The organism is Actinophytocola sp. NPDC049390, from assembly GCF_044466355.1.
Classification (GTDB): domain Bacteria; phylum Actinomycetota; class Actinomycetes; order Mycobacteriales; family Pseudonocardiaceae; genus Actinophytocola.
This window is the reverse complement of sequence record NZ_JBITMQ010000001.1, coordinates 1371386-1395530: the sequence shown is the minus strand read 5'-3', so window position 1 is coordinate 1395530 and position 24145 is coordinate 1371386. Positions and strand designations below refer to the sequence as shown.

The following is a 24145-nucleotide window of genomic DNA, read 5'->3' as shown; positions in this document are numbered from 1 at the left end:
CTCCGGCTCAGCGAGTGGCGGCGGCCAGCTCGACCAGCGCCGGCATCCCGGCGACGACGTGTTCGGCGGAGACGCCGAAGTCGACGAGGCAGGCGACCTCGTCGACCCCCGCCTCGGTCAGCCGGGCCACCAGCGGGGCGCACGTCTGCGGCGACCCGATCAGCGAACCCTCGTGCAGGTACCGCTCGTAGGTGACGTCCAGCAGCTCCTCGACGAGGTCGGCCGGGATCTCCTCGTCGGGCAACTGGTGACCGCCGCTGATCGTGCCGCCGCCCCCCGCCGCCTTTCGTTCGAGACCGACCGCCGAGCGGAGGTACTCGCGGAACGGCGTCCTGGTGCGCAGGATCGCGGCGTCCGCGTCGGTGTCCAGGTGGGTGTGCAGCATCAACGAGACGACGCCTTCCTCCGGGGTGTGGCCGTTGTCGGCACGCGCCTTGCGGTACAGCGCGATCTTCTCGGTGAGCTGGTCGACGTCCTGGCCGATCAGATGGGTCAGGACGTTCGCGCCGGCGGCGCCGGCGTCGACGAACGTCTGCGGGTTGCCGGACGAGGTCAGCCACACCGGCAGCTCCGGCTGGACCGGTGCGGGGAACAGGCGCACCTCGGTCGGTTGGCCGGCCCCGTTGGGCAGCTCGACGCTCTCGCCACGCCACAACCGGCGCACGGTGTCGAGCTGGTCGAGCATGAACTCCTTGCGGTTGGCGTAGCTCTGCGGCGCGAGCACGAAGTCGTTGACGTTCCAGCCCGCGCCGAACGACACGGCGGCGCGGCCACCGGAGAGGTTGTCGACCACCGACCAGTCCTCGGCCACCCGGACTGTCTGGTGCAGCGGCGAGATGAGGCTGCCGGCGCGCAGCTGGACCCGTTCGGTGACGGTCGCCATGGCGGCGCTGGTCATGGCGGGGTTCGGGAACACACCACCGAACGCGTCGAAGTGGCGTTCCGGTGTCCACACCGCGGCGAGGTCACCCTCGTCGGCGATGCGCGCGACCGTCAGCATCGTGCGGTAGGTCTCCTCGGCACTCGCCCCGGCCGAGGCGGCGAAGAACATGACGCCGTAACGCATTGCGGCTCCTTTGTGGTCGGTGCGGCGATCAGCCCGTGCAGGGCAGGCGCAACCGCTGGTAGGTCAGTCGGAGGTCGGTGGCGAGAACCACCCGGACGGTGTGCATGTCGGCCGGCAGCCCGGCCGGTACCGGCAGCTCGACGGCGCCGCCCGGCCCCGGCAGCCGCACGGCCGCGTACACGGCGTCGCCGCCGTTGTCCTTCCCGTGCAGGACGACCGGTCCCCGCGACGCCGACGCGAGGCCGACCGGGAGCACGGAACCGGCGAGCACGGTCGTCGGCAGGGTGACGGTCAGGCGCGGCCCGCCGGTCTCCCACACCTCCCTCGGCCCGCAGTGCGGACACTGCGCGAGGAACACGCCCGCCCTGTCGGCGTCGTCGCCCGGCGCCGCGTGCCCGGTGACGTAGCGGGGCGAGCCGCAGTGGTCGCAGTGGCCGTCGCGTTGGGTCGACACCTCGTACAGACCGTCGCAGAGCACCTGTTCCAACGCGTGGTGCTGCAACAACCAGGTGTCGAACAGCGCGACGCAGGACCGTGCCCAGCGGGCCCCGTAGCGGGCGGCGATCCCGGGCAGCCGCTCGACCTCGGCGCGCCACACCCCGGTCCGGCGGGCCTGTTCGACCACCCGCACCGAGCCCTGGAGCAGCCTGCCGAGGTCGTCGTGGGTGCGGACCATCGCGCCGAGGCTGGTGAGTGCGTCGCCGTCGGGCGCGGCGAGGTCGCGGACGGCGCGGTGCAGCCGGGCGGTCCGGTCCAGCCGGGTGGCGAGGTCGTGCTGCCAGCGCTCGTGCTCGCGGAGGCGGTCGGTCGCGTCGGTGACGACGGTCTTCTCCTCGGGCTCCCCGGTGGCGACGATCCGCAGGAACCGGTTGCCGGGGAACAGGGTCTGGCCGGCCGGCTCGGCGAGCAGCACGGCCGAGTCGTCCTGTCGCCGGGCCAGCGTGACCTTCTCGCGGGTGTCCAGCGGCTCGCCGGGCACGCAGGGCGCCGCGGTGAGGTCCGGCGCGCCGGCGGCGCCGGCCAGGTAGTACGGGCGCGATCCCAACAGCGGCAGTTGGAAGTCGTTCTCGATCTCCCGGATGCCGCTCATGCCGACGAGGCGTGTGAGCCGCGCCAGCGCCTCGACCGAGGCGGGCCGGTAGGGCATCGCGCGATCGCACGACAGCACCGAGCGCGCGTAGCCCTCGAGCGCCGCGGTCACCAGGCTGATGTCCGAGGGGAACAGGTCACCGGCGACGCTGAACGTGGTGCAGGAGAACAGCAACAGGTCGGCGGCCCGGACGTCCCTGGTCCGCAGCACCGGCCTGCCCCGGCCGCGTTTGCACCGCGTGCCGTCCACGCAGCCCGCGGTCACCGCGCCGCCGTCGAGGCCCCGTTCGGCCTCGCGCGGCAGCCCGCACAGCACGTGCGATCCGAGGTTCGCGTGTCCGTTCTCGCCGTGCGCGCACAACGCGAGCGCACGGGCGCCGCCGGTGAGCAGGCCGACCACGTCGCCGGTGCCGGTCGCGCCGCCGATGACGTCGGCGACGACCCAGTCCGGCACGTCGGTGGGTGGTGCCAGCAACGTCTTCGCGACGACGAAGCTCAACCCCGCCAGGTCGAGGGCGGGCAGCAGCGCCCACGGCGCGTCGATGGTCTCGGCGAGGTCGTGCAGGGCGGCCACCGGGAACGCGTCGCACCGCCCCACCACGGTCACGGCCGCGGCGCCCGAGCACGACCGGACCCAGCCCGCGTCCCGCCAGCCGGCCAGGTAGCCGCGACCGGTGCGGGCGGCGAACGCCTCGGCGACGGACGCGAACTCCTCGGTGCGGCACACGACGAGCTCGTCGCCGGAGTGCCGCACCGGCGGCTCGCGCTGGTACCAGTCGAGCACCTCGGTCCAGTGCCGTAGCCGGGACGGCCGGTCCGGCGCCAGGACCGGCACCGGCGCATCGGCATCGGCCAGCGCCGCGACCAGCGCCGCGGTGTCGGGCACCCAGGTGGTGGTGGACATGCCGGTCACTCCCAGCCGGCGATCACCGTGACCGTCGAGACGATCCCGGCCACCTCGTCATCCAGGTCGGCGTCCAGGTCGGTGTCGTTCTCCTCGGGGTCCGGGGCCGTGCCCCGGATCTCGGCGAGCCGCGCGGCGACGGCGTCGACGAGCTCGTTCTCCTCGGTGGCCATCAGGGTTCCCCTTTCAGTTGTCGAAGTAGGCGGGTTCGCTGCCGAGCGCGGGGACGAGGTCGGACATCCACGCGGCCGTCGGGTCGTGCTTGGCGAAGAAGGGCCTGCCGACCCACGACGGGTCGCGGGCCTGGAGGTAGCGCAGGCAGAACACGTCCTCGCCGGCGACGGTCGCCACGCCGTCGATCGCGACCTTGCCGAGCACGGCCGACATCGAGGGCCCCCGCGCGGTCCGCGCGAGGCCGCTGACCTGCCGGGTGGCGTCGCGGAAGATCTGCCAGGCGCGATGCAGCGGGACCTCGAAGTACCGCCGCGGCCCGGTGTCGCGTTCGACGAACATGTAGTACGGCACCGCGCCGAGCGCGACGGCCTCCCGCCACAGCTCGGCCCAGTCGTCCGCGTCGTCGTTGATGCCGCGCACCAGCGGGGCCTGCGTGCGCACGACCGCGCCGGTGCCGACGACCCGGCGCACCGCGGCCCGCGCCTCGGGCGCGCGCAGCTCGTTCGGGTGCGTGAAGTGGCCCATCACGGCCAGGTGCCGCCCGGCGGCGACCACCTGCTCGAACAGCCTGCACAGGTCGTCGGCGTCCGGTCCCGTCGTCACCCGGTAGGGCCAGTAGGCCAGCGCCTTCGTGCCGAGCCGGATGGTCCGGACGTGCGCGAGGTCGGGTGCGAGCAACGGCTCGATGTACTGGCGCAGGTTGTCGGTGGACATGATCAACGGGTCGCCGCCGGTGATCAGCACGTCGGTGATCTCGGTGTGGTCGCGCAGGTACCCGGTCACCGCGGCGACGTCGTCGGTGGCGATCTTGAGGTCCGACTCGCCGACGAACTGCGCCCAGCGGAAGCAGTACGTGCAGTACGCGTGGCAGGTCTGGCCGCGGCGCGGGAAGAACAGCAGCGTCTCCCGGTACTTGTGCTGGACCCCGGCCAGCGGCCGGCCGTCCGGCGTCGGGACGTTCAGGTCGGTCTGGCCGGCCGGATGCGGGTTCATGCGCCGGCGGATCTCCCGTGCCGCGGCCTCGGTCCGCTTCCGGTCCGCGCCGTCGCGCAGCAGCGCGGTCATCGTCGCCAGCTCGTCCGGCCCGAGCATGTCCGGCTGCGGGAACACGAGGCGGAACAACGGATCGTCCGGTGCGCGGTCCCAGTCGATCAGCTCGTCGGTGACGTAGGTGTTGGTGCGGAACGGAAGGACCGTGGCGACGGCGCGGGTCCTCAGCTTGGTGTCGGCGTCGAAGCCGCCGCGGTCGAGCAACCGGTCCAGGTCGCGGATCGTGTTGGCGCGGTAGGTGATGTCGGCGGTCATGCCGCCGACTCCGCGCGCCCAGCCGTGCCGACCGCCGTGCCGACCGCCGTGCCGACCGCTCGCGCCAGCTCCGGCGCGGCGAGCAGCGTGTAGTGGTCGGCCCCGGGCACCGGCACCATCGACACCTCGGCGCCGAGCAGCTCGGCCCAGCCAAGCGTCTCGGTGGCGTCCGCCGGCCGCTCCTGGGCGGCGCCGAGCACGAGCAGTACCCGGGTACCGGCGAGCCGGCCGCGCCGCACCCGGTACGCCGCGAGAGCCCTGGCATGACCGCGGAACACCTCGAAGCGGCGCCGCAGCTCGGCCACCTCGTCCGGCTCGCCGGCGGCGGGTGGCGCGAGCAGCACCGCCGGGTCCGGCAACACGACATCCGGCGCCATCCTGGTGAGGTCCCGGGTGAACGAGGCGAGCAGCTCGGCGTCGTCGCCGAGGAAGCGGTCGAACGCCGACGTGCCAGGGGCGTAGCTGTCCACGAGCACGAGCAGCTCGGTGTCCTCGCCGTCGAAGGACAGCTGACGGGCCATCTCGTAGGCCACCAGACCACCGGCCGACCAGCCGCCGAGCCGGTAGGGGCCGTGTGGCTGCACGCGCCGCAGTTCGTGCAGGTAGACGGCGGCCATCTCACCGACGTCGCGGTAGTGCGGTCCGCCGTCGAGCGCGGGTGCGCGCACGGCGTACACCGGTCCGGCCGGCAGGGACGCGGCCAGCTCTCGGTAGCCGACGATGTCGCCGCCGATGGAGTGCACCAGGAACAGGCCGGGCCCGGCGCCGGGCCGCAACGTCGTCACGGCCGTCGGTTCGGTGTCCGGTTGTTCGGCTCTCGACGCGCCGATCAGGCGTGCGAGCTGGTCGATGCGCGGCGCGCGCAGCAGGCCGCGCAGGGTCAGCTCCGCGCCCATCTGCTTGCGGATACGGGTGATCATGATGGTGGCGAGCAACGAGTGACCGCCGACGGAGAAGAAGTCGTCGGTCACCCCGAAGTCGTCGCGGCCGAGCAGCTTCCGCCAGATCGCGAGCAACTCCGCCTCGACGTCGTCCCGTGGGGCGACTCGAGTGGTGTCCGCGGCGGCGGTGGTCAGGGCGCGGCGGTCGATCTTGCCGTTCGGTAGCAGCGCGAGCCGCTCGACGAAGAGGATCAGGCCAGGCACCAAGGCGGTCGGGAGCACGCCGCGCAGGTGCTCGCGCAGGGATTCGGTGGTCAGCGTCGAGCCGGGCGCGCGCACCACGAACGCGACCAGCGTGGCGTCCCGGCCGTCCTGTTCCTCGTGCCGCTCGACGTGCGCGGTGACGACGTCGGCGTGCCCGGCCGCGGCGGCCGCGATCTCGCCGGGGTGGGTGCGGATGCCGCGCACCTTGATGAGGTCGTCGCGGCGGCCGGTCACCTGTATCGCCCCGTCGGCGCGGACGACCGCGACATCGCCGGTCCGGTACACCTGGTCGGCCGGGTCGTCCCGGAAGGGGTTGGGGGCGAACCCGCTGTCTCCGGTCAGGTAGCCGGCGGTTCGGTACGGGGTCCGGATGACGATCTCGCCGCGTTCGCCTGGTGCGCACACCCGGTCCCCCGCGCCGAGCACCTCGACCTGCACGCCCGGCTGCGGCCTGCCGATCGGCAGCGGCCCGCCCGCCACACCGGGCGGCACCCGCAGGAACGTCTTGATCATCGTGGTCTCGGTCGGCCCGTAGAAGTTGACGATCTCCGTGTCCGGTCCGGTGAACCGCTCACGCAGCTCGCGCACCAGCTCACCGGTCAACGGTTCGCCGGACAGGCACAGGAGGCGGAGCGCGGACAGGTCGACGGAGACGTCCGAGGCGAGCCAGGACGCGGCCACGCTCGGTGTCGTGTGCACGACGGTGATCCGCTCATCGGCGAGCCACCCCAGCAGTCGGTCCGCGTCGTCGAGCGCGCCCGTCGGCGGCAGGCACACCGCGGCGCCCGCGGTGAGCGGCACGAACACGTCGCGCAGCACGGCGTCGAAGGAGAACGTCGTCAGCTGGGCGACCCGGTCGCCGGCACCGACACCGAACTCGGCCTTCTCCCACGCGACGAAGTGGTCCAGCCCCTGGTGCCTGCCGAGCACTCCCTTCGGCTCCCCGGTGGTGCCGGAGGTGAAGAACACGTACGCGGGGTCCGTCGGCGCGGGCCCGACGGGCAGCCGGGCACCGGGTGGCGCGGCGGCGGCCAGGTCGAGCCGGTGCACCGGCCGTCCCTCGGTCCACTCGGGTGTGTCGACGGGTCGGGCGACCAGCACGGCGGTCGCGCCCGCGGCCTCGGCGATCCGGCGCTGGCGTGCGACGGGCAGGCCCTCGTCGACCGGCACCGCGATCACCCCCGCCGCCGCGGCGGCCACCAGCGCGGCGACCGACTCGGGGTGTTTGCCGCCGACGACGGCGACCACCGTGCCCGGGGCGAGCGCGGCCGCCGTGGCGCGGACCGCGGCCGCGAGCCGCCCGTAGGTCACCGAGCCGGCGGCCGCACCGATCGCCGTCTCGTCCGGCGTGCTCGCGGCCTGCCGCAGGAACTCCGCCGCGACCCGGGGTTGCGCCACGGGTGCCAGGTCCTCGGCGAACGGGTGCCGGTCCTCGGCCCTCGGCGACAGCTCCGACGCGGGCCGGTCGGGTTCCGCGAGGCCGGCGGTGAGCAGGTCGACCAGCCTGCCGCCGAGCGCGCCGACGAGGTCGGCGTCGAACACGTCGCGGTCGTACTCGAAGTCGAGCAGGAGCCGCTCGCCGACCGGCCGCACCACGAGCGTCAGGTCGAACTTCGCGGCGGGGGCCGGACCGGCCGCGCCCTCGGTCGCGGCCACCACGTCCACGGCGCGCAGCACGCCGTGCCGGTCGGTGGCGAGGTCGCGCGGGGGCATCCGGACCATCACCTGGAACAGCGGGGTGCGGCTCTGGTCCCGGTCGACGGCCACCGCGTCGACGAGGCGAGCGAAGGACAGGTGCTGGTGCGGCGCGGACTCCAGCAGGTGCCGCCGCACCCGCAGCACTGCCTCGCCGAAGGACGGATCACCTGCCAGGTCGAGGCGCAGCGCGTGGGTGCGGACGAAGAACCCGACGACGTTCTCCAGCTCCGGCCGGTCGCGGCCCGCGCTGTCCGTGCCGACGACCACCTGGTCCTGGTCGGCGGCGCGGCCGAGCACGACGCCGAACGCGGCGAGCACCGCCATGTAGGTGGTGGCGCCCTGGTCGCGGGCGAACCGCTCCAGCCTCGCGGTGAGCTCGTCGGACACCGGCACCCGGCACACCGCGCAGCCGTGGGTCGGTGCCGCGGGCCGGGGCTTGCTGTGCGGCAGGTCCAGCACCGGCGGCGGCGTGCCGAGTGCGGCCCGCCAGTGGTCGACGGCCGCGGTCGTGGCAGCCGAGTCGTCGTGCCGGTCGCGCCAGATCGCGAAGTCGCCGTACTGCAGCGCCGGCTCGGCCAGCACGGCGAGCCGACCGGCGCGGCCCGCGGCCACCAGCGTGTCCAGCTCGGTGGTGATCAGCTCCCAGGACCAGCCGTCGCACCCGATGTGGTGCACGGTCAGCCCGAGCAGCAGTTCGCCGGGCACGCCGACCAGTCGCGCGCGCAACAGCGGCCCGTTCGCGAGGTCGAACGGCAGCGCCGCCTCCGTCGCGAGCGCCGCGAGACCCGCCACCCGGTCCGGCTCGGAGGGCAGGGCGGTCACGTCGGCTCCGCCAGCCGGGGTGACGCGCTGCACCGGCCTGCCGTCGACCTCCGTGAACGTGCTGCGCAGTGCCTCGTGCCGGGCCACGACCCGGTCGACCGCCCGGACCACCACGTCGACGGGCGTGTCCACCGGGAGCGTGAACACCCCGGCCATGTTGTAGGAGCAGCTGTCCGGGGCGAGCTGCTGGAGGAACCAGATGCCCTCCTGCTCAGGGGTCAGCGGCAGTTCCGCGCCGCGCGGCACCGGTGTGATCGGCTCGTCGGCCGCGGTCGGCGCGCTGGCCAGCGCGGTGTCGACCGCGGTGGCCAGGGTCGCGATGGTCGGTGAGTCGAACAGCTCGCCCAGTTCCAGCTCGATCTGGAACGTCCTGCGCAGCCGCGCGAGGATGCGCACCATCAGCAGCGAGTGGCCGCCGAGCTCGAAGAAGTCGGCGCCGCGGTCGGTGACGTCGCGACCGAACGCTTCCGACCACATGCCGGCGACGAGCTGTTCGGTCTCGCTCCACGTCCCCGGGTCCGCGCTTTCCGGGCCGGTCACCGGGTCGGTCACCGGGTCCGGCAGCGCGCGCCGGTCCAGCTTGCCGTGGCCCGTCAGCGGCAACGCGGCCAGCACGACGACGTGCGCCGGCAGCATCGCGGTCGACACCCGTGCCGCGAGGTCCCGGCGGAGGTCGCTCGGGATGACCGTCGCGCCCGCCGCCGGAACGACGTAGGCGACCAGCTCGTGCGCATCGTCGTGCCTGCGGGTCACGACGGCCGCGGCGCCGACCGACGGGTGCCGGGTGAGCACGGCCGCGACCTCGGCGGGCTGCACCCGCACGCCGCGGATCTTCACCTGGTCGTCGCGCCTGCCGACGATCTCGACCGTGCCGTCCGGCGCGAGGCGGCCAAGGTCGCCGGTGCGCTGCACGAGGTCGGTCGGGTCGTCCGGCCGCAGCGGGTTCACCTCGAACAGCGGCGGCTCGCCGGAGTCAGGGTCGAGGCGGCCCCTGGTGAGGTAAGGCGTCCTGATCAGCACCTCGCCGAGCTCGCCGACACCGCAGCGCCTGCCGCGCCGGTTCACCACGAGCAGCTCGGCGTCGTCGATCGCACGGCCGACCGACAGCACCCCGGCCGGCACGTCGACGGGCACCTCGTACCAGGACTTGAGGATCGTCGCCTCGGTGGTGCCGTACAGGTTGACGAACCGGGTCGCGCCGAACCGCTCCCGCCAGCGGCGCACCAGGTCACCCTGCAGCGGCTCGCCGGACAGGCACACCAGCCGCAGGTCCGGCAGCTCGACGGTGTTCTCGCCCGCGGTGGTCAGCAGCTCGGCGAGCACGCTGGGCACGGTCTGCGCGACGGTGACGCGGTCGGCCGCCCACCAGGCGAGCATCGCCTCGAAGTCGGCGAACGGCCGGTCGGTCGGCGGCAGGCACACCGTAGCGCCGCCGATCAGCGCGGGCAGCAGGTCCTTGAGCACGGCGTCGAACGTGAGCGCCGCCATCTGCGCCACCCGGTCGCCCGCGCGGAAGTCGAACGTGCGCTGCTCCCACGCCACGAAGTTCGTCAGCGCACCGTGCCAGCCGACCACCCCGTTGGGCCGGCCCGTGGTGCCGGAGGTGAAGAACAGGTAGGCGTTCGCCGTCGGGGCGACCGGAGCCGGCGCGGGCCCGGTGGCAGCCGCCAGCTCGGCGACGGTCACCGCGGGCACGGCGAGACCGGCGAAGACCTCGGCCGTCACCACCATCAGCCCGGCGCCGGACTCGGCGACCAGCTCGGCCGCGCGGTCGACCGGCTGCGCGGCGTCCAGCGGCAGCACGACCGCGCCGGCGCGCATGACCGCGAGCAGCGCGACCACCGTGTCGACCGACCGGCCGCCGCCGACCGCCACCACATCACCCGGGCGCACCCCGGCGGCCAGCAGGCCCCGGGCACACCGATCCACCCGGTCGGCCAGCTCGCCGTAGGTGCACCGTTCCGCTCCCCTGCGCAGCGCGACCGCCGCGGGGGTCAGTGCCGCCTGTCGCTCGAACAGGGCGAGGGTGGTGGGCGGCAGCGTGGGTCGCGACTCGATCGTGTCGGTCATCAGACGTCCTCGTCCAACTGGGAGGTGAGCAGGTAGTCCTCGACGTACTCGTCCGGGTCGGCGAGCGCCCGGTCGGCGAGAACGGCGAGCTGGCCGGCCATGGTGGCCATGCGGGTCGGCCCGAACAGCTCTGCCGCGTACACGACGCGCGCGGCGAAGCCGTCCTCGGGGAACACCTCGAGCTTGAGGTCGTAGTGGGTGTGCCGGGTGGGCAGCTGGACCACCCGAACCTCTCTGTCCTCTATGGATATTCGCCAGGGCGGCAGGTTCTGGAACGCCAGCAGGTGCTGGAACAACGCCAGCCGGCCCGCGCTGCGCCCGACCCCGAGGTCGGCCATCATCTGTTCCACCGGTACCCGGGAGTGCCGCTGTCCGTCGACTGTGGACTGATGAGCCTCGCGCAGCAGCCCGACGAACGTGGTGTCCTCCTCGACGTGCAACCGGTGCGGCACGGTGGTCACGAAGTAGCCGGCCAGGTCCGTGGCGGCGACCGGCACCCGGTTCGCCGATGGCGTGGCGACGACGACGTCCTCCTGGCCGGCGAGCCGAGCGAGCCAGCAGCCGAACAGCGCGAGCATGACGGTGTACTCGGTGACCCGCTCGGACCGGCAGAAGTCGCGCAGCCGTGCGGCGAACCCGGGCGGCCAGGGCACCGCGGTGACGGCGGCGGGCACGCTCAGCGCCGAGCGACGCGGCCGGTCCGCCGGTAGCGCGATGCCGTCGGGGGCGTCGGCCAACCGCCGCCGCCAGTGTGCGCGGGACTCGTCGAACAGCGCGACGGCGGCGGGGTCGGTGGCCGCGGCGCGCTGCCAGCGCGCGTGGTCGACGATCTGGGGCCCGTCGCCGGGCGCGACCGGTGGGGCGCCTGCCGCGACGCGGTTCCAGTCCGCCGCGAACTCCCGCGCGAGCACCGACCACGTCCAGCCGTCGGCGACCACCTGGTGCGCGGCGAGCACGAGCAGGTGGTCGTCCTCGCCGAAACGGACGAGCCGGCTGCGCAGCGGTGGACCGGTGGACAGGTCGAACGGGTCGGCCGCGGCCTCGTCGATCGACCGGGTCACGACCTCGTCCCGCTCCGCTTCGGTGAGGCCGGGCGCCTCGACGACCACGGGCGGGGTGTCGGTGCCGGGATGGACGACCGCGACCGGAACGCCGTCGCGCTCGGGAAAGCTGGTGCGCAGCACCTCGTGCCGGGCCACCAGCGCGGCAAGGCACTCCGCGATCTGCCCCACGGTCGCCGGACCGCGCAGCCGCAACCCGGTCGGCGCGCTCATCGCGGTGCTGTGCGGTTCGAGTCGCTGCAGGAACCACATCCGTTCCTGGGACCGGTTGAGCCGCAACGCGCCGACGCGGTCGCCCCGGACCAGCGCCGGTCCCGGTTCCGCCAGACCCGCCGCGACGAGCCGGGCCAGCGCGGACATGGTCGGTTCCGCGTAGAAGTCGGTGGGGTCGACGTCGACGGCGAACTCGTCGCGGACCGCGGCGAGCAGCCGCAGCACGTGCAGCGAGCCGGCGCCGGCCGCCACGACGTCGGTCTCGTCGGTGCCGAGCTCTCGCCGCCAGAGTTCCGTGAGCGCGTCGGCGGCCGGTCCCCCGGCCGGTGCGTCCGGCGCCGGCAGCGCCGCGAGGTCGACCTTGCCGTGCACGGTGGTCGGGATCCGGTCCACCACGGTGAGCGTCGCGGGCACCGCGGCGGGCGTGAGCGTGTCGCGCAGCGCCGTCCGCCACGCGGCGATCGTCTCGCCGTCGGCAGGGTCGGCGAGCACGTAGCCGGCCACGCGAGTGATCCCGGCGGCGTCGACCCGGGTCGTCGCGACGGCCCCGGCCACGCCGGGCAGCGCGAGCAGGGCGGCCTCGACCTCGCCCAGCTCCAGCCGGACCCCGGCGATCTTGACCTGGTTGTCGGCGCGGCCGTGGTACTCGATCGCGCCGTCCGGCCGCACGCTCGCCAGGTCGCCGGTGCGGTACATCCGTTCACCGCCGCCGGGCGCATGCACGAACCGGTCGGCGGTGAGGTCGGGCCGGTTCAGGTAGCCGCGGGCCAGCGCGACACCCGTGATGTGCAACTCCCCCACCGTGCCCGCCGGTACCGGCCGCAGCTCCCGGTCCAGGACGTGCAACCGCACACCGGTGATCGCACGCCCGATCGGCACCGACGCCGCCCCCGGTGCGCACCGCCAGTGGCTCACGTCGACCGCCGCCTCGGTCGGCCCGTACAGGTTGTGCAGCTCGACGTCGGGCAACGTGGCGAAGAACCGGTTGGCGAGCGCGGGGGTGAGTGCCTCACCGCTCGCCAGCACCCGGCGCAGGCCGGCGCACGCCGACCGGTCGGCCACCCGCAGGAACTCCGCGAGCATGCTGGGCACGAAGTGGGTGACGGTCACCCCGCGCTCGCGGATCAACGCGGTCAGGTACCCGGGGTCCCGGTGCCCACCCGGCGCGGCGAAGGTCAGCTCGGCGCCGGCCATCAACGGCCAGAAGAACTCCCACACCGACACGTCGAAGGTGTAGGGCGTCTTCTGCAGCACGACGTCGCCGGGGCCGATGTCGAAGGTGTCCTGCATCCACCGGAGCCGGTTCACGATCGCGCCGTGCTCGATCATGACTCCCTTGGGCGCACCGGTGGAGCCGGAGGTGTAGATGACGTAGGACAGGTCGTCCGCACGCGCGGCGTCGAGGCCGCCGGTGTCGTGGTGGGCCGGCGGCGGTGCGCCGACGTCCACCAGCGGGGCGTCGACGCCGGCGAGCACTGCGACGCCCTCGGCGTCGGTCATGACGACGACCGGTGCGGCGTCGGCGAGCAACGCGCGCAACCGGGCGGGTGGGTCCTCGCGGGACAACGGCAGGTAACACGCGCCCGCGCGCTGGATGGCGAGCAGCACGACCCCGAGCGTGACCGAGCGGTCGAGGTACACCGCGACGATCCGGTCGGGCCCCGCGCCCAGCGCGCGCAGCCGCGTCGCGAGCCGTGCCGACTCCCGGTCCAGCCCCGCGTAGTCCAGCGTCCGGTCCACATCGGACAGTGCGGGCGCGGCGGGCGTGCGCGCGCACTGCGCGGCCACGGCCGCGGCCAGGGACTCGGGAACCGGCGCGGGCGCCGGGCGCTCGGCCACGCGCATCGGGTGCTGCGATCGCATCCGATCACACACCCTCGACGGTGAGGGCGAAGACGTGGCCGTGCCCCGGCAGGCTGTCCGGCAACGCCCCCCGCTCGAGGCACTCCGCGGCCGCGGCGAGCAGCTCGTCGCCGGGCAGCGCACGCAGCGGCCAACGCAGGCGCACCACGTTGCGGCCGCGGCGCAACAGCCGGGCCGGCAGGTCGAGCCGGGTCGTGGTCCAGCCGCCGCCGAGCTCCACCGCGCCGACGGCGGCGTCGTTGACGAACACCTCGACCGTGCCGGTCGCGGGTTCGCCGTCGGGCAACCGCCACGTCGCGGTCAGGAGGCCGTCCTGGGGCCGCGCCAGCACCAGGTGGAACTCGCTGTCCAGGTCGTACGCGACGAGATAGGACCTCGGCCCGCCCGGCGTGTGGCCGAGGCGTTCCCGGAACGTCGTCGCGCGGTTGGCGTCGGCGAGCAGGTCCACTTCGGGCCGCGCGTGCTCGGCGACCAGCAGCTCCTCGTACCAGTCCGCGACGTCGGTGCCCGCGTCGGCGAGCAGGCGCACGGCCGCCTCGCGCAGCTCGTGGTCGGCGAGCTTGCTGCTGAGCCGGGTGTCGGCGACCTCCAGGTACCTGGCGAGCTCCGGAACGGCGGCGGCCCGCTCGTAGCTCGCGCACATCCAGTGCGGCGCGGTCCTCGTCTGGTAGTCGAGGTACTCCCGCAGCCGCTCGCCGACACCGCCGTCCAGCTCCAGGGCGCGGGCCAGGTGGTGGGTGACGATCTCGGCGGACTGCCCGTAGTGGGCGTTGTGCACCGCGGCGAGGAAATGCGCGGTGGCCGCGTGCGCCCGCGCGGGTGGCGGCACGGCCGCGCACAGCTCAGCGACCTCGGCCGGCGTGCCGCCGAGCAACGGGGCCAACGCGTTCGCGGTGCCCGCCGCCAACCTGGTCAGCCCTTCGGCACTCAGATGGCAGTAGTCGAGGAAGAATCGCCGTCCCGGCGTCGCGCCGCCCGCAGCGGCGCGCAGCTCCGTGGCGAGGTCGACGACGGCGAAACCGTGCTCGTCCGCCTTGCGGCGCATCTCCTGCTGCACCGCGGTGAGCGCGCGCGGCGAGTGCGGCGCGAAGATCCCGACCGCGGCGTCCTTCGCGGCGACCCGCGCCGCCGCCGACGCGACCGGGTCGGTGTCGGCGAGCGCGTCGGCGAGCAGCAGTTGGCTCACCGGGCTGGTTCCGCCGTCGAGTCGGATCATCTCGGCCGCCGCCTGTGCCGCCGCCGCGGGGTCCGTCGCGGCCCGGGCCCGTTCCCGCGCGGTCAGCCAGTCCCGCTGGGTGGACCCGGGCAGCACCGGGCAGACGAGCGAGCGTTCGTCGCGCCAGTCGGCGAGGTTGAACTCCGGCACGACGAGCACCACCGGCGCGCCGACGACCTGCCCGACCGCGGCGATGGTGTCGACCAGCCGGCCGGCCGCCGCGACGACGTACCCCTGGAACACCCGCTGCCCGGCCGCGTAACCACCGGTGCGCACCGCGTCGGCGAGCTGCTGCAGCTGATCGGGGTTGAGGTCGACGTTGTTCCAGTTGTTGCCGGCGAACACGACCAGCGCGTCCGGCTCCAGCCCGGCCACCTCGAGCAGCGTGCGCGTCAGGTCCGCCTGCGTCGCGTTGGTCCTGGCCAGGTCGAGCACGTCCACGTCGGCGAGCCCGTCCAGGCGGCGCAGGCAGTCCTCCAGCAGGCTCGCGCACGTGGTGGCCGGGTCGTAGAAGTAGCCCCGAGCGGCGGACTCCCCGAGCAGGGCGACCCGACGCCGCCCGGTCCGCAGCGGCAACCGGTCGACGTCGGCCCAGTACCGCCAGTCCGGACGCAGGTCGGTGGCTCGTACGTAGTCGCCGTCCTCGCCGTCGTTCCGCCGCCAGATCCCGACGGTGCTCCCGTCCGGCCTGGGCAGGACGGGAGCAGGCGCCGCGGCCCCCGTACTCGCACGGAGCTTCTGCAGCATGGCGAGCGCGAGGGTGCCCTGCCCGGAGGCGAACAGCTCGCTGAGCCTTCTGGTGTACCGGCGATCCGGCTCGCTCGCCGTCGGTGCTGTGGTCGGTGTCATCGCTCGCTCCTAGAGGAGGGTGTAGACGGTGTCGCTGACCGTGGACCGGGGCGGCACCGTGCCCTCGAACCAGGTCAGCCACGACTCGGGCACGGTCCCTCTGTCGATCACGAAGTCCTCGAGGACGAGGCAGTCGATGGCCGAACGCAGGAAACACAGCATCGCGTCCACCGGCGTGTGCACGATCGGCTCGCCCCGCAGGTTGAACGACGTGTTCAGCACCAGCGGGCAGTCGGTGCGTTCGTCGAACGCCCGGATCAGCCGGTAGAAGCGGCCGTTGGCGGCCTCGGTGACGGTCTGGACGCGCGCCGACCCGTCGACGTGCGTGATCGCGGGCAGGTCGAGCGGAGAGACGACCTCGCAGGTCTCCAGCATGAACGGCGACTCGTGGTCGAGCCGGAAGTGTTCCTCGGCCCGCTCGGCCAGCACGGCGGGCGCGAACGGCCGGAACGCCTCCCGCAGCTTCACCACCGCGTTGATCCGGTCCCGGGTGTCGGCGCCGCGCGGGTCGGCGAGGATCGACCGGCTACCGAGTGCGCGCGGGCCGAACTCCATCCGGCCGTGGAACCAGCCGACGACCTTCCCGGCGGCGAGCCGGTCGGCCACGGCGTCGAGCAGCTCGGGCTCGCGGCCCCGGAAGTCCAGGAAGCCGTCCCGGCCCGCCGCCTCGAGAAGTCGTGCGACCTCGTCGGCCGGGTGTGCGGGTCCGAGCAGGGCGGAGCGCATCCTGGCCGGTGTCGGCCTGCGCCCGGTCAGGCGTTGGTGCGCGACCGCCGCGGCGCCGAGGCTGCCGCCCGCGTCACCGGCCGCCGGTTGGACGAAGACGTCGGAGAACGGCCCCTCCTCGACGATCCGGCGCACCGCGACGACGTTGAGCGCGACGCCGCCCGCCATGCAGAGGTTGTCACTCGGTGTGAGCCGCTTGGCCCGGTCCACCAAGGCGAGCAGGGTCTCCTCGGTCACCACCTGCAGGCTGCGCGCGAGGTCGCAGTGCACCTGCTCGATCTCGGACTCGGGGACCCTCGGCGCGACGCCGAGCAGGTCGGCGAGCTTCGGGGTGCCCATACCTGCCGGGTTGCGGAAGTCGAAGTAGGCGAGGTCGAGGGTGAACGTGCCGTCGGCGGCCACGTCGATCAGCTGCCGCACCGCGTCGGCGAAGCGCGGCTCGCCGTAGGGCGCGAGGCCCATCACCTTGTACTCGCCCTCGTTGACCTCGAAACCGAGGTGGCCGGTGAGGGTGCTGTAGAGCAGGCCGAGCGAGTGCGGGAACTGGACCTCCGCGACCAGGTCCAGTTCGTCCTCCGTACCGCGACCCCAGGTCGTCGTGGCCCACTCGCCGACCGCGTCGACCGTCAGCACGGCGGCGTCGGCGAACCCGGAGTAGTAGTACGCACTGGCCGCGTGGGACAGGTGGTGGTCGACGATCTCGACGCGGCCGTCGAACCCGAGCACCTCGCGGATCTCGCGGCGTGGCCGGTCCGCGTCGAGCCGGAAGAACGCGTCCGGGCGGATGTCGGGCAGGTGCGGAAGCGCCATCCACAGCTGGCGGTCCAGCTTCTTCACCGGGTCCTCGTAGTAGGCGACGCAGTCCACGTCGGCGACCGTGAGGCCGGCCTGGCGCAGGCACGCGCGGAACGCCGCCCTCGGCATCCCGGGGTCCTGCTTGACGCGGGTGAACCGCTCCTCGTGCGCCGCGGCGACGAGCCGGCCGCCGACGAGGACGGCGCACGCCGAGTCGTGGAAGTGGGCGGAGATGCCGACGACGACCGGACCGTCCGGCCGGTGGGCGGTCACCGGCCCCGCCGCGGCAGGTCGAACGCGTCGAGGAACATGGAGAACGTCAGCACGGTCATCAGCAGGTCCTTCTCGAACGGGACGTTGATCCGGAATCCGGGTTCCGCGTACTGACGGGTGAGCCGCGCGACGGCGTCCGGATCGAAGAAGCCGTCGGCCCGGATCCGATCCGGGTCGAGCAGCGCGTCGATGGCGTCGTCGCCCTGCCGCACCAGGTGCGGACTGCCCGGGGCGGTGAACCCGAACTTCTCCCGGTCGACGATCGAGCGCGGGATCCAGTCGCGGGCCACCTGTTTGAGCAGGTACTTCTCCTCGAGGTCGTGCAGCTTCAGGTCGACCGGCACGGTGGCGAGGAACTCCACCAGCTCGCGGTCCAGGAACGGGTGGCGCGACTCCACCGAGTGCGCGAACGCCATCCGGTCGCCGTGGTCGCCGAGGAGGTGGTCGGCGAGCCGGACTTTGAGGTCGATGTACGAGCGGCGGTGCAGGTCGTCGAGCCCGACCACGCGCCGCCGGTCCAGCAGGGGGTGGTCGAGACAGTCGATGTCAGGTTCGTCGCCGAGCAGCCCGTCGGCGTAGAGCCATCGTTTGGTGGCGCGGAACGCGACGTCGTCGCCCTCGTAGAAGAAGTTCTCGTCACCCCACAACCGCGAGCGCAGTTCCGCCTCGCGCAGTGCGGTCTCGTCGAGCCCGGCGAGGCGATCGCCACGGACGCGGTCGAAGCGGTAGCCGATGTAGCCGCCGAGCAGTTCGTCGGCGCCCTGCCCGGTGAGCACGACCCGGGTGCCGCGATCCCGCACCAGCTCCGACAGCGAGAACGCGGCCGTGTTGAACGACTCCTTCAGCGGGCACTCGCAGTGCCACACCACGTCGGCGAGCCGCTCCGCGATCAGCCCCCCGTGCATGAAGCGCTCGTGGTGCTCGGTCTGCAGGGCCCGGCCCATCAGACGCTGGTGGTCGACCTCGGACAGCTCCCGTTCCGCGAACGCCGCGGAGAACGAGGGGATCGACGCCTCGGGCATGAGATGTCGCATGATCGCGCCGACGAGCGAGGAGTCGAGGCCACCGCTGAGGTACAGGCCGACCCCGACGTCGGACTGCAGCCGCTTCTCGACCGCACCGATGAGCAGGTCCTCTAGCCGCTCCGCGTAGTACCGGTCGCTCTCCCGGTCGGCGGGCTCGTCCACCCGGGGGTAGGTGAGGTCCCAGTACTGGTGCTCCTCGGGTTTCGCGCCCGCGCGCTGGACGAACATGGTGCCCGGCGGCACGCTGCGCACGCCGCGGAACATGGTGCGCGGGCTGACGAGGCCCGGCAGGGTCAGCACTTGGTCGAGCCCGACGGGATCCACCTCGGCCCGCACCGCGGGGTGGGCGAGCAGCGCCTTGATCTCCGAGCCGAACACGAGGGTGTCGTCGACGAAGGTGTAGAACAGCGGCACCACCCCGAAGTGGTCCCTGGCACCCACGAGCAGCCTGCGCTTCCGGTCCCAGACGATCACCGCGAACTGGCCGTCGAGGTGGTCGACGAAGTCGAGCCCGTACTCCTCGTACAGGTGTGGCACCACATCGACGTCGCAGCGGCTGTGGAACACGTGGCCGCGCGCGGCGAGCCGGTCCCGCAGCACCTTGTGGTTGTAGATCTCGCCGGTGGTCATCGCGACGACGTTGCCGTCCTCGCTGTGCACCGGCTGGCTGCCCGCGTCGACGTCGACGATCGCGAGCCGGGCGAACCCGAACGCCACGCCGTCCTCGATATGGCGACCGGTGTCGTCCGGACCGCGGTGGGTGAGTTGCTTCAACATTGCGTCGACGGTGGATTCAAAATGGCCGGAATCACGTTCCGCGGTGACGAATCCAGACAATCCACACACGAATTGTCGTCCTCTCCCGATGGTATTCAGTGCGCCTGGTGATTGAATTTCTCTGACGCCGGCCGCAGGGTTTCCGAATTCGAACTTCACAGGCGGACACGCCCTCGTCCAGCACTCTCCGCTCGTCTTCGAGCGGGCTTCGAGGTGTCCCGAGCAGGCTTCGAGCACAACCCGAGCAATGGAGGCACGGACCAATGCGCAGCGCAGGACGAATTCTGGTAGTAGGCGGCAAAGAGTCACTATTGCTCAAGGCCGAACGGCTCGGCCTTGACGTTGTCCACTTCCAGAAACCCGCCGAGTTCTCACCGATTCAGCACGCCCGGGCCGGTACCACCGTCGTGCTCGACTACGAGGACGTCGACAAGGCGGTGGACCTCGCGAGGGCGCTGCACGCCGCCAGGCCGTTCGCGGGCGCGATGGCGATCACGGAGTCCGCGCTGTTGCCCGCCGCACGGATCAACGAGGCCCTCCAGCTGCCCGGCGTCACTCCCGCGACCGTCGGACTCCTGACCGACAAGTGGTCGATGCGCAGGCTGCTCAACGCACGTGGCGTCAGCGTGGTCGGCGCCGAGATGGGCACCACCCGCGCCGACCTCACGGCCTTCGCCGAGACGCACGGCTTCCCGTTCATCGTCAAACCGCTGGCCGGAACCGCGAGCTTCGGCGTGTTCCTGGTCCACGACGCGGCCGAGCTGGATCCGGTGCACGACCGGCTCAACGGGCTCGGTCTGCCCGCGTTCCTGATGGAACAGTACCTCGACGGGCGCGAGATCAGCGTGGAGTGCTTCACCTTCCACGGCAGGCACGTGCTGCTCGCCATGACGGACAAGCTCGTCGGGCGTGGCTTCGTCGAGATGGGGCATTCGATCCCTGCCGCCGTCTCCGCGGCCGACCAGGCCGCTGTCGTGGCGGTGGTGAACCAGTTCCTCGATGCCGTCGGCCTGACCGAGGGCCCGTCGCACACCGAGGTCAAACTGACCGCCGACGGCCCGAAGGTCGTCGAGGGCCACAACCGCCGCGGCGGCGACCGGATCAACCAGATGGTGGAGCTGGTGTACGGGCAGGACATCGAACACCTGACGGCCGGGTGGTGCGCGGGGGTCATCGACGAGCTGCCGGCCAGTCCCGAGGCCGACGGCGCGACGGCGGTGCGCTTCTTCGAGGCCCCGCCGGGAATCGTGCGCGAGATCGTCGGCGCCGACGAGATCCGGAGGCTGCCCGACGTGCGCGAGTTCCACCTCAACTACGCGGTCGGCGACCGGGTACCGCCGCTGCGCTGGTCCCTCGACCGCGCCGGTTACCTGGTGGTGCACCGCGCGACCGCCGACGAGGCGGTCCGCGCCGCGACGGAGTACGCGGCGCGGATCAACTTCGTGGTGGACCAGGTCGCCGAGGACCGCGACCGCGCCAACGCGGAGTTCGCCGCGCTGCGCGAGGAGCTGGACCTGTCCGACCGGTTCGGCTACGACGTGGCGAGCTGACCGCTGGCGTGCACCATCGTGGGCTTTGTAACTGCTCGCCAAGCACTTCTTGACCTTGGTCAAGGGCGCACGCGCGCGCACCGGTGCTCGTTGACCTTCACTCCGATTGTGTCACCCGAGTTCGTCGCCTGCGGGTAGGGGTGCTCCGCGGAATATGGAGGTCCGGTGCCACGCGAAGTACGGCTCGGAGTCCGCGTGGTGGGCCCGGCACGGTCGACCGGTCAACGCGGCGGTCCGGTCACGGAACGCTTCGGGGACGCCGTCCAGCGGGGCAGTGCGGACCCGTCCGGTCGAGTCGACCGTGATCCAGCCGGTTTCGTACAGGATGTCGCAGCCGAAGCTGCAGGCCAGCATTGCGACGTTGTGCAGATCGTGGCGTTCACCGTCGGTGCATACGGCGCGGCGTTTGACATGGGCGGCGACCAGGAACTCGATCGGGTATTCGTCACCGCAGAGTGCGCACGGTGCGACGTCGCGGCCACCGGCGAGCAGCGTGCGCAGCCGTGCCTGCTCCTTGCGGATCTTCACCTCGGCCACAGCGTCCGTGGCGTCGACGGACGGGTCGGCAACCTCGCTCCCACCGAGGGTGATCGTGGCCGGGTTCATGGATACCCGCGCGGTTGGGAGGGTCGCAAGCACAGCGCCGACGAAAGCACTGCGGTAGCCGAGTTCCTCGACGTTGACCCTGACACTGCGCTTCCCGACGAGCAGGTCGAGGCCGTTCTGCACCTCCACGAGGGGCACCGGCTGCCCTTCCGGTGACTGCTTCGTGCGCACGGTGACAGTGTCGCCGTTCATCGCCAGGACCATGTTCGGTTGTCCGCTCACGGTGCTGATCTGCACGCCGACCAGTGGCCGCAGCACGTCCCGGGCCCGTAGGGGCCGACCCCGGAGGTAACCGGACAGGTAGCGGTCAACCACCAGGTCGATCACCCTGCTGCGGACCGCCTCGTCGCGCAACAGGACAGCAGCCTGCCGGGTGAGGCCCGCGGCCGCGGTGCGGTCAGCCGCCCTGGGCACGTCCGTGACACCGTGGACCTCCCACAGGAGTTGAGAGCTGCCCAGGTGCCAGAACGGGTACTCCGGGGTGGTGCGCGAGGTAGCGGGCGCGAACTCGCGGAGGAACTCGCCGAAACCGCGACGAAATTCGGGCCAGACGACGAGGCGTGTCCCACCTGCGGCAACGCGGTCCGCCATCCACAACAGGGCGAGAGGCTTGTGCAGGCTGGCGCGGCCGTCCGGCGTCCTGTGTTGCTTCAACTGCCCGACCTCGGTCAGCAGTCCGTCGACGGTGAGCGCGACACCGCCGTCGAGCGGCGGCGCCACGACCGGATCGGCGATGTACTCCGCCAGGCGATCGACGGAGTCGGGGCCATAGCCGGGCACCGCAAGCCGCAGCTGGAGCCGCTTGCGATTGTTGCCGTCCTTCGTCGCACCAGTGGGCAGCCCTACCCGGCCTTGAGCACGCGTGATCCGCAGCCGCAGTTCCTCGACATCCGGCACGTCGGCGAGGTCGACGGGCCCGTCCAGCAGCGCCCGTTCGTTCTCGGGCAGGTCGGCCAGGCGGGCGGACGCGACCATCGCGGCCACCACCACCGCCTCGACGTCCCGCAGCCTGGCCAACAGCAGCCGCAACGCCGGCACGTAGTCGTCGTTGCGGGAGCGGCCAACCTCCGCGCTCCGGCCTCCCGCGCTCTCCAGAAACAGGCTCAGGTATAGGCCGTCTCGCACTACCGAAAAATGCGCGTTCAGCAGCTGCCCGTCATCACTTCGTGGACGTAACACCGCTCCATCGTGACATAGGGTGATCAACGTGATAGTCACCCTACAAACGTGTGTCGCCTTGACGGTGAGGGCAACTCCTGTCGGTCAGTAGACGCTCGTGGTCCCGGAGCACGTTGTGATGGGGCGCCCCCAGGACGCCCCATCACTCACGGCGTGACGACGGTCGCCGCGGCCACGGAGCGGAGGAGGGACGTGTCCCCCGCAATGGTGGAGACCTCGACCCAGTGCTCCTCCCCGACCTGGGCGACGACGGTCTTCCCGTCCGCCGTGGCCCGTGTCAGCACGCCGTCCACGACCTTCTCCCGGTCGAGCGGCGCCGTGTCCATCTTGGTGCCGTCGCGGTTCGGCAGCTCGGTCGGTGCGGTGCCGTCCATCACCCGGACGTCGAGGCACTGGTCGCCGACCGGCCCCATCGGGTCGACTCCCTCACGGCACAGCGTCAGCATGACCGACTCGGCGCCCTGGTCCGACGAACGGGCCAACCGATAGCCGTCGGGCAACCGGGTCAGCCCCACCGCGACCGCCAACGAGGTTGGCCGACGCGCCACGCTCTCGGCCACCCGCCGGAGCTGGTCCTCCGACATCTCGTCCCGGGTGCCGACCACGACCCACGGCCCGCCGGGGAACTGCCACATGAACTGGGTACCGATCGTCATCCGCTGAAGCACGCCGGGGTGCCCGCCGATGGTCGTTGGCTCGGCGACCGCCCCGCCCGGATCCTCGGGGCGCGCCGTGCTCGCCCCCACCATGATGGTCGGGGTCGTTCCCGTCCGCGCGTCCGGTTCAGCCTCGTAGTAGGCGTAGGTGCCGGCGTCGCTCACGTCCCACCTGGCCAGGGTGTAACCGGGCGGCAGCCAGGCCACCGTGAACGGAAGCTCGGGCGCGGGAAGGACGGTCTCGGCCTTCGACGACGGAGGCGAGGGTGACGCCGGCGGGGACGCCGCCGAGACCGTCGGCGTGCCGCCCCGGTCGGTGCCGCGGTCGGGCAGGGCGAACACGACACCCACGGCCACGGCGGTCGCCGTCCCGGCCACCCCCACCACGCCGGCCACCTGTCGGCGTCGCCGCCGCAGGGCGACTCGCTGCCGGAACCCGGCCAGCACCGCACCCTCGTCCGGGGCCAACCGCTCCAACGAGCCGAGCGCGCGCTCGACGGAACCTGTGTCGATCATGTCTCGAATACCTCCTGGCTGACGGGGCGTTCGACCCCGGCCCGTTCCCGAAGCCCCGCCAGTGCGCGGGACACGTGGCTGCGCACGGTGCCCGCGGCGCAACCGAGGATTTCGGCGATCTCCTCGTCACCGCGTCCCTCGTAGAACCGCAGCACCACGACCACCCGCTGCCGCCGGGTCAAGGTGGCCAGCATCCGGGTCACCTCGTCCTGGTCGGCCAGTCGCACGGCCGGGTCGGGCACGGTGGAGCGGTCGAGCTCGCCGGTGTCGGCCACCGGGTGAACGGACCGCACCGCCCATCGCCGACGCCATGACAGGTACCCGTTGGCGATCATTCGCCGCAGGTACAGGTCAGGCCGGTCCATCCGCCCGATCCGTCCCCAGCGCGCATGCGCCCGCACCAACGCGTCCTGGGTCAGGTCCTGGGCGAGATGCGTGTCCGCGGTCAGCACCGCCGCGAACCGAACCAGCCCCGGCAACTGCCCTCGCAGGAACTCCTCGAAATCCACACCATGCAAACGCCGGTACCCCCCGGAGTTGTTGAGACATCGCCGGCGTCTCGCCCCC

General features: G+C 72.7%; 13 protein-coding genes. 1 reads left to right on the top strand and 12 read right to left on the bottom strand.

The genetic code is table 11. The features are described from left to right. Positions 1–7: 7 nt before the first annotated feature. From ACIBVP_RS06120 to asnB, 9 genes are read right to left on the bottom strand one after another with little or no spacing between them, the layout of a single operon-like run. Positions 8–1066 carry a MupA/Atu3671 family FMN-dependent luciferase-like monooxygenase gene (locus ACIBVP_RS06120; RefSeq protein ID WP_396104851.1) on the bottom strand — a complete coding sequence of 353 codons (1059 nt, stop codon included), beginning with the start codon at positions 1064–1066 and terminating at the stop codon, positions 8–10. 28 nt (positions 1067–1094) lie between these two features. Continuing rightward, positions 1095–3059, bottom strand: a complete 1965-nt coding sequence (locus ACIBVP_RS06115; protein ID WP_396104850.1) for a hypothetical protein — start codon at positions 3057–3059, stop codon at positions 1095–1097. Positions 3060–3064: 5 nt separating this feature from the next. Next, complete coding sequence (locus tag ACIBVP_RS06110) at positions 3065–3232, bottom strand: hypothetical protein (protein WP_396104849.1); 168 nt, start codon at positions 3230–3232, stop codon at positions 3065–3067. 13 nt (positions 3233–3245) lie between these two features. After that, entirely contained in the window at positions 3246–4538 is a 1293-nt protein-coding gene (locus ACIBVP_RS06105) for a KamA family radical SAM protein (RefSeq protein ID WP_396104848.1), read from the bottom strand. Further along, the gene (locus tag ACIBVP_RS06100; RefSeq protein ID WP_396104847.1) at positions 4535–10273 is read right to left on the bottom strand and encodes an amino acid adenylation domain-containing protein; all 5739 of its coding nucleotides are present in this window, start codon (positions 10271–10273) and stop codon (positions 4535–4537) included. Before ACIBVP_RS06100 ends, ACIBVP_RS06105 begins: the two co-directional genes overlap by 4 nt. Then, positions 10273–13410 (bottom strand): amino acid adenylation domain-containing protein, encoded by a 3138-nt coding sequence (locus tag ACIBVP_RS06095; protein ID WP_396104846.1) that lies wholly within the window; start codon positions 13408–13410, stop codon positions 10273–10275. Before ACIBVP_RS06095 ends, ACIBVP_RS06100 begins: the two co-directional genes overlap by 1 nt. A gap of 4 nt (positions 13411–13414) precedes the next feature. Continuing rightward, the gene (locus ACIBVP_RS06090) at positions 13415–15475 is read right to left on the bottom strand and encodes a hypothetical protein (protein WP_396104845.1); all 2061 of its coding nucleotides are present in this window, start codon (positions 15473–15475) and stop codon (positions 13415–13417) included. Between the two features lie 9 nt (positions 15476–15484). Then, a complete protein-coding gene (locus tag ACIBVP_RS06085) occupies positions 15485–17269 on the bottom strand; it encodes a carbamoyltransferase (protein ID WP_396104844.1) in 1785 nt (594 codons plus the stop codon). Then, complete coding sequence (asnB, locus tag ACIBVP_RS06080; RefSeq protein WP_396104843.1) at positions 17266–19140, bottom strand: asparagine synthase (glutamine-hydrolyzing); 1875 nt, start codon at positions 19138–19140, stop codon at positions 17266–17268. Before asnB ends, ACIBVP_RS06085 begins: the two co-directional genes overlap by 4 nt. A 242-nt stretch (positions 19141–19382) precedes the next feature. Between asnB and ACIBVP_RS06075 the strand changes: the two genes are divergently transcribed. Further along, a complete protein-coding gene (locus tag ACIBVP_RS06075) occupies positions 19383–20621 on the top strand; it encodes an ATP-grasp domain-containing protein (RefSeq protein WP_396104842.1) in 1239 nt (412 codons plus the stop codon). A gap of 111 nt (positions 20622–20732) precedes the next feature. Here the strand turns inward: ACIBVP_RS06075 and ACIBVP_RS06070 are convergent, their stop codons facing one another. The 3 genes from ACIBVP_RS06070 to ACIBVP_RS06060 form a co-directional block, all read right to left on the bottom strand. Further along, positions 20733–22352: a hypothetical protein gene (locus ACIBVP_RS06070; RefSeq protein WP_396104841.1), complete on the bottom strand. Its 1620-nt coding sequence runs from the start codon at positions 22350–22352 to the stop codon at positions 20733–20735. Between the two features lie 200 nt (positions 22353–22552). Further along, positions 22553–23578, bottom strand: coding sequence for a hypothetical protein (locus ACIBVP_RS06065; protein WP_396104840.1), 1026 nt, complete (start codon positions 23576–23578; stop codon positions 22553–22555). Then, positions 23575–24087 carry a SigE family RNA polymerase sigma factor gene (locus ACIBVP_RS06060; RefSeq protein WP_396104942.1) on the bottom strand — a complete coding sequence of 171 codons (513 nt, stop codon included), beginning with the start codon at positions 24085–24087 and terminating at the stop codon, positions 23575–23577. The genes ACIBVP_RS06065 and ACIBVP_RS06060 overlap by 4 nt, the downstream gene beginning before the upstream one ends. Positions 24088–24145 lie beyond the last annotated feature (58 nt).

Coding starts and splice junctions, on each gene's coding strand:
- ACIBVP_RS06120 (WP_396104851.1), bottom strand. CDS start 1,066: ATGCGTTACGGCGTCATGTTCTTCGCCGCCTCGGCCGGGGCGAGTGCC.
- ACIBVP_RS06115 (WP_396104850.1), bottom strand. CDS start 3,059: ATGTCCACCACCACCTGGGTGCCCGACACCGCGGCGCTGGTCGCGGCG.
- ACIBVP_RS06110 (WP_396104849.1), bottom strand. CDS start 3,232: ATGGCCACCGAGGAGAACGAGCTCGTCGACGCCGTCGCCGCGCGGCTC.
- ACIBVP_RS06105 (WP_396104848.1), bottom strand. CDS start 4,538: ATGACCGCCGACATCACCTACCGCGCCAACACGATCCGCGACCTGGAC.
- ACIBVP_RS06100 (WP_396104847.1), bottom strand. CDS start 10,273: ATGACCGACACGATCGAGTCGCGACCCACGCTGCCGCCCACCACCCTC.
- ACIBVP_RS06095 (WP_396104846.1), bottom strand. CDS start 13,410: ATGCGATCGCAGCACCCGATGCGCGTGGCCGAGCGCCCGGCGCCCGCG.
- ACIBVP_RS06090 (WP_396104845.1), bottom strand. CDS start 15,475: ATGACACCGACCACAGCACCGACGGCGAGCGAGCCGGATCGCCGGTAC.
- ACIBVP_RS06065 (WP_396104840.1), bottom strand. CDS start 23,578: ATGATCGACACAGGTTCCGTCGAGCGCGCGCTCGGCTCGTTGGAGCGG.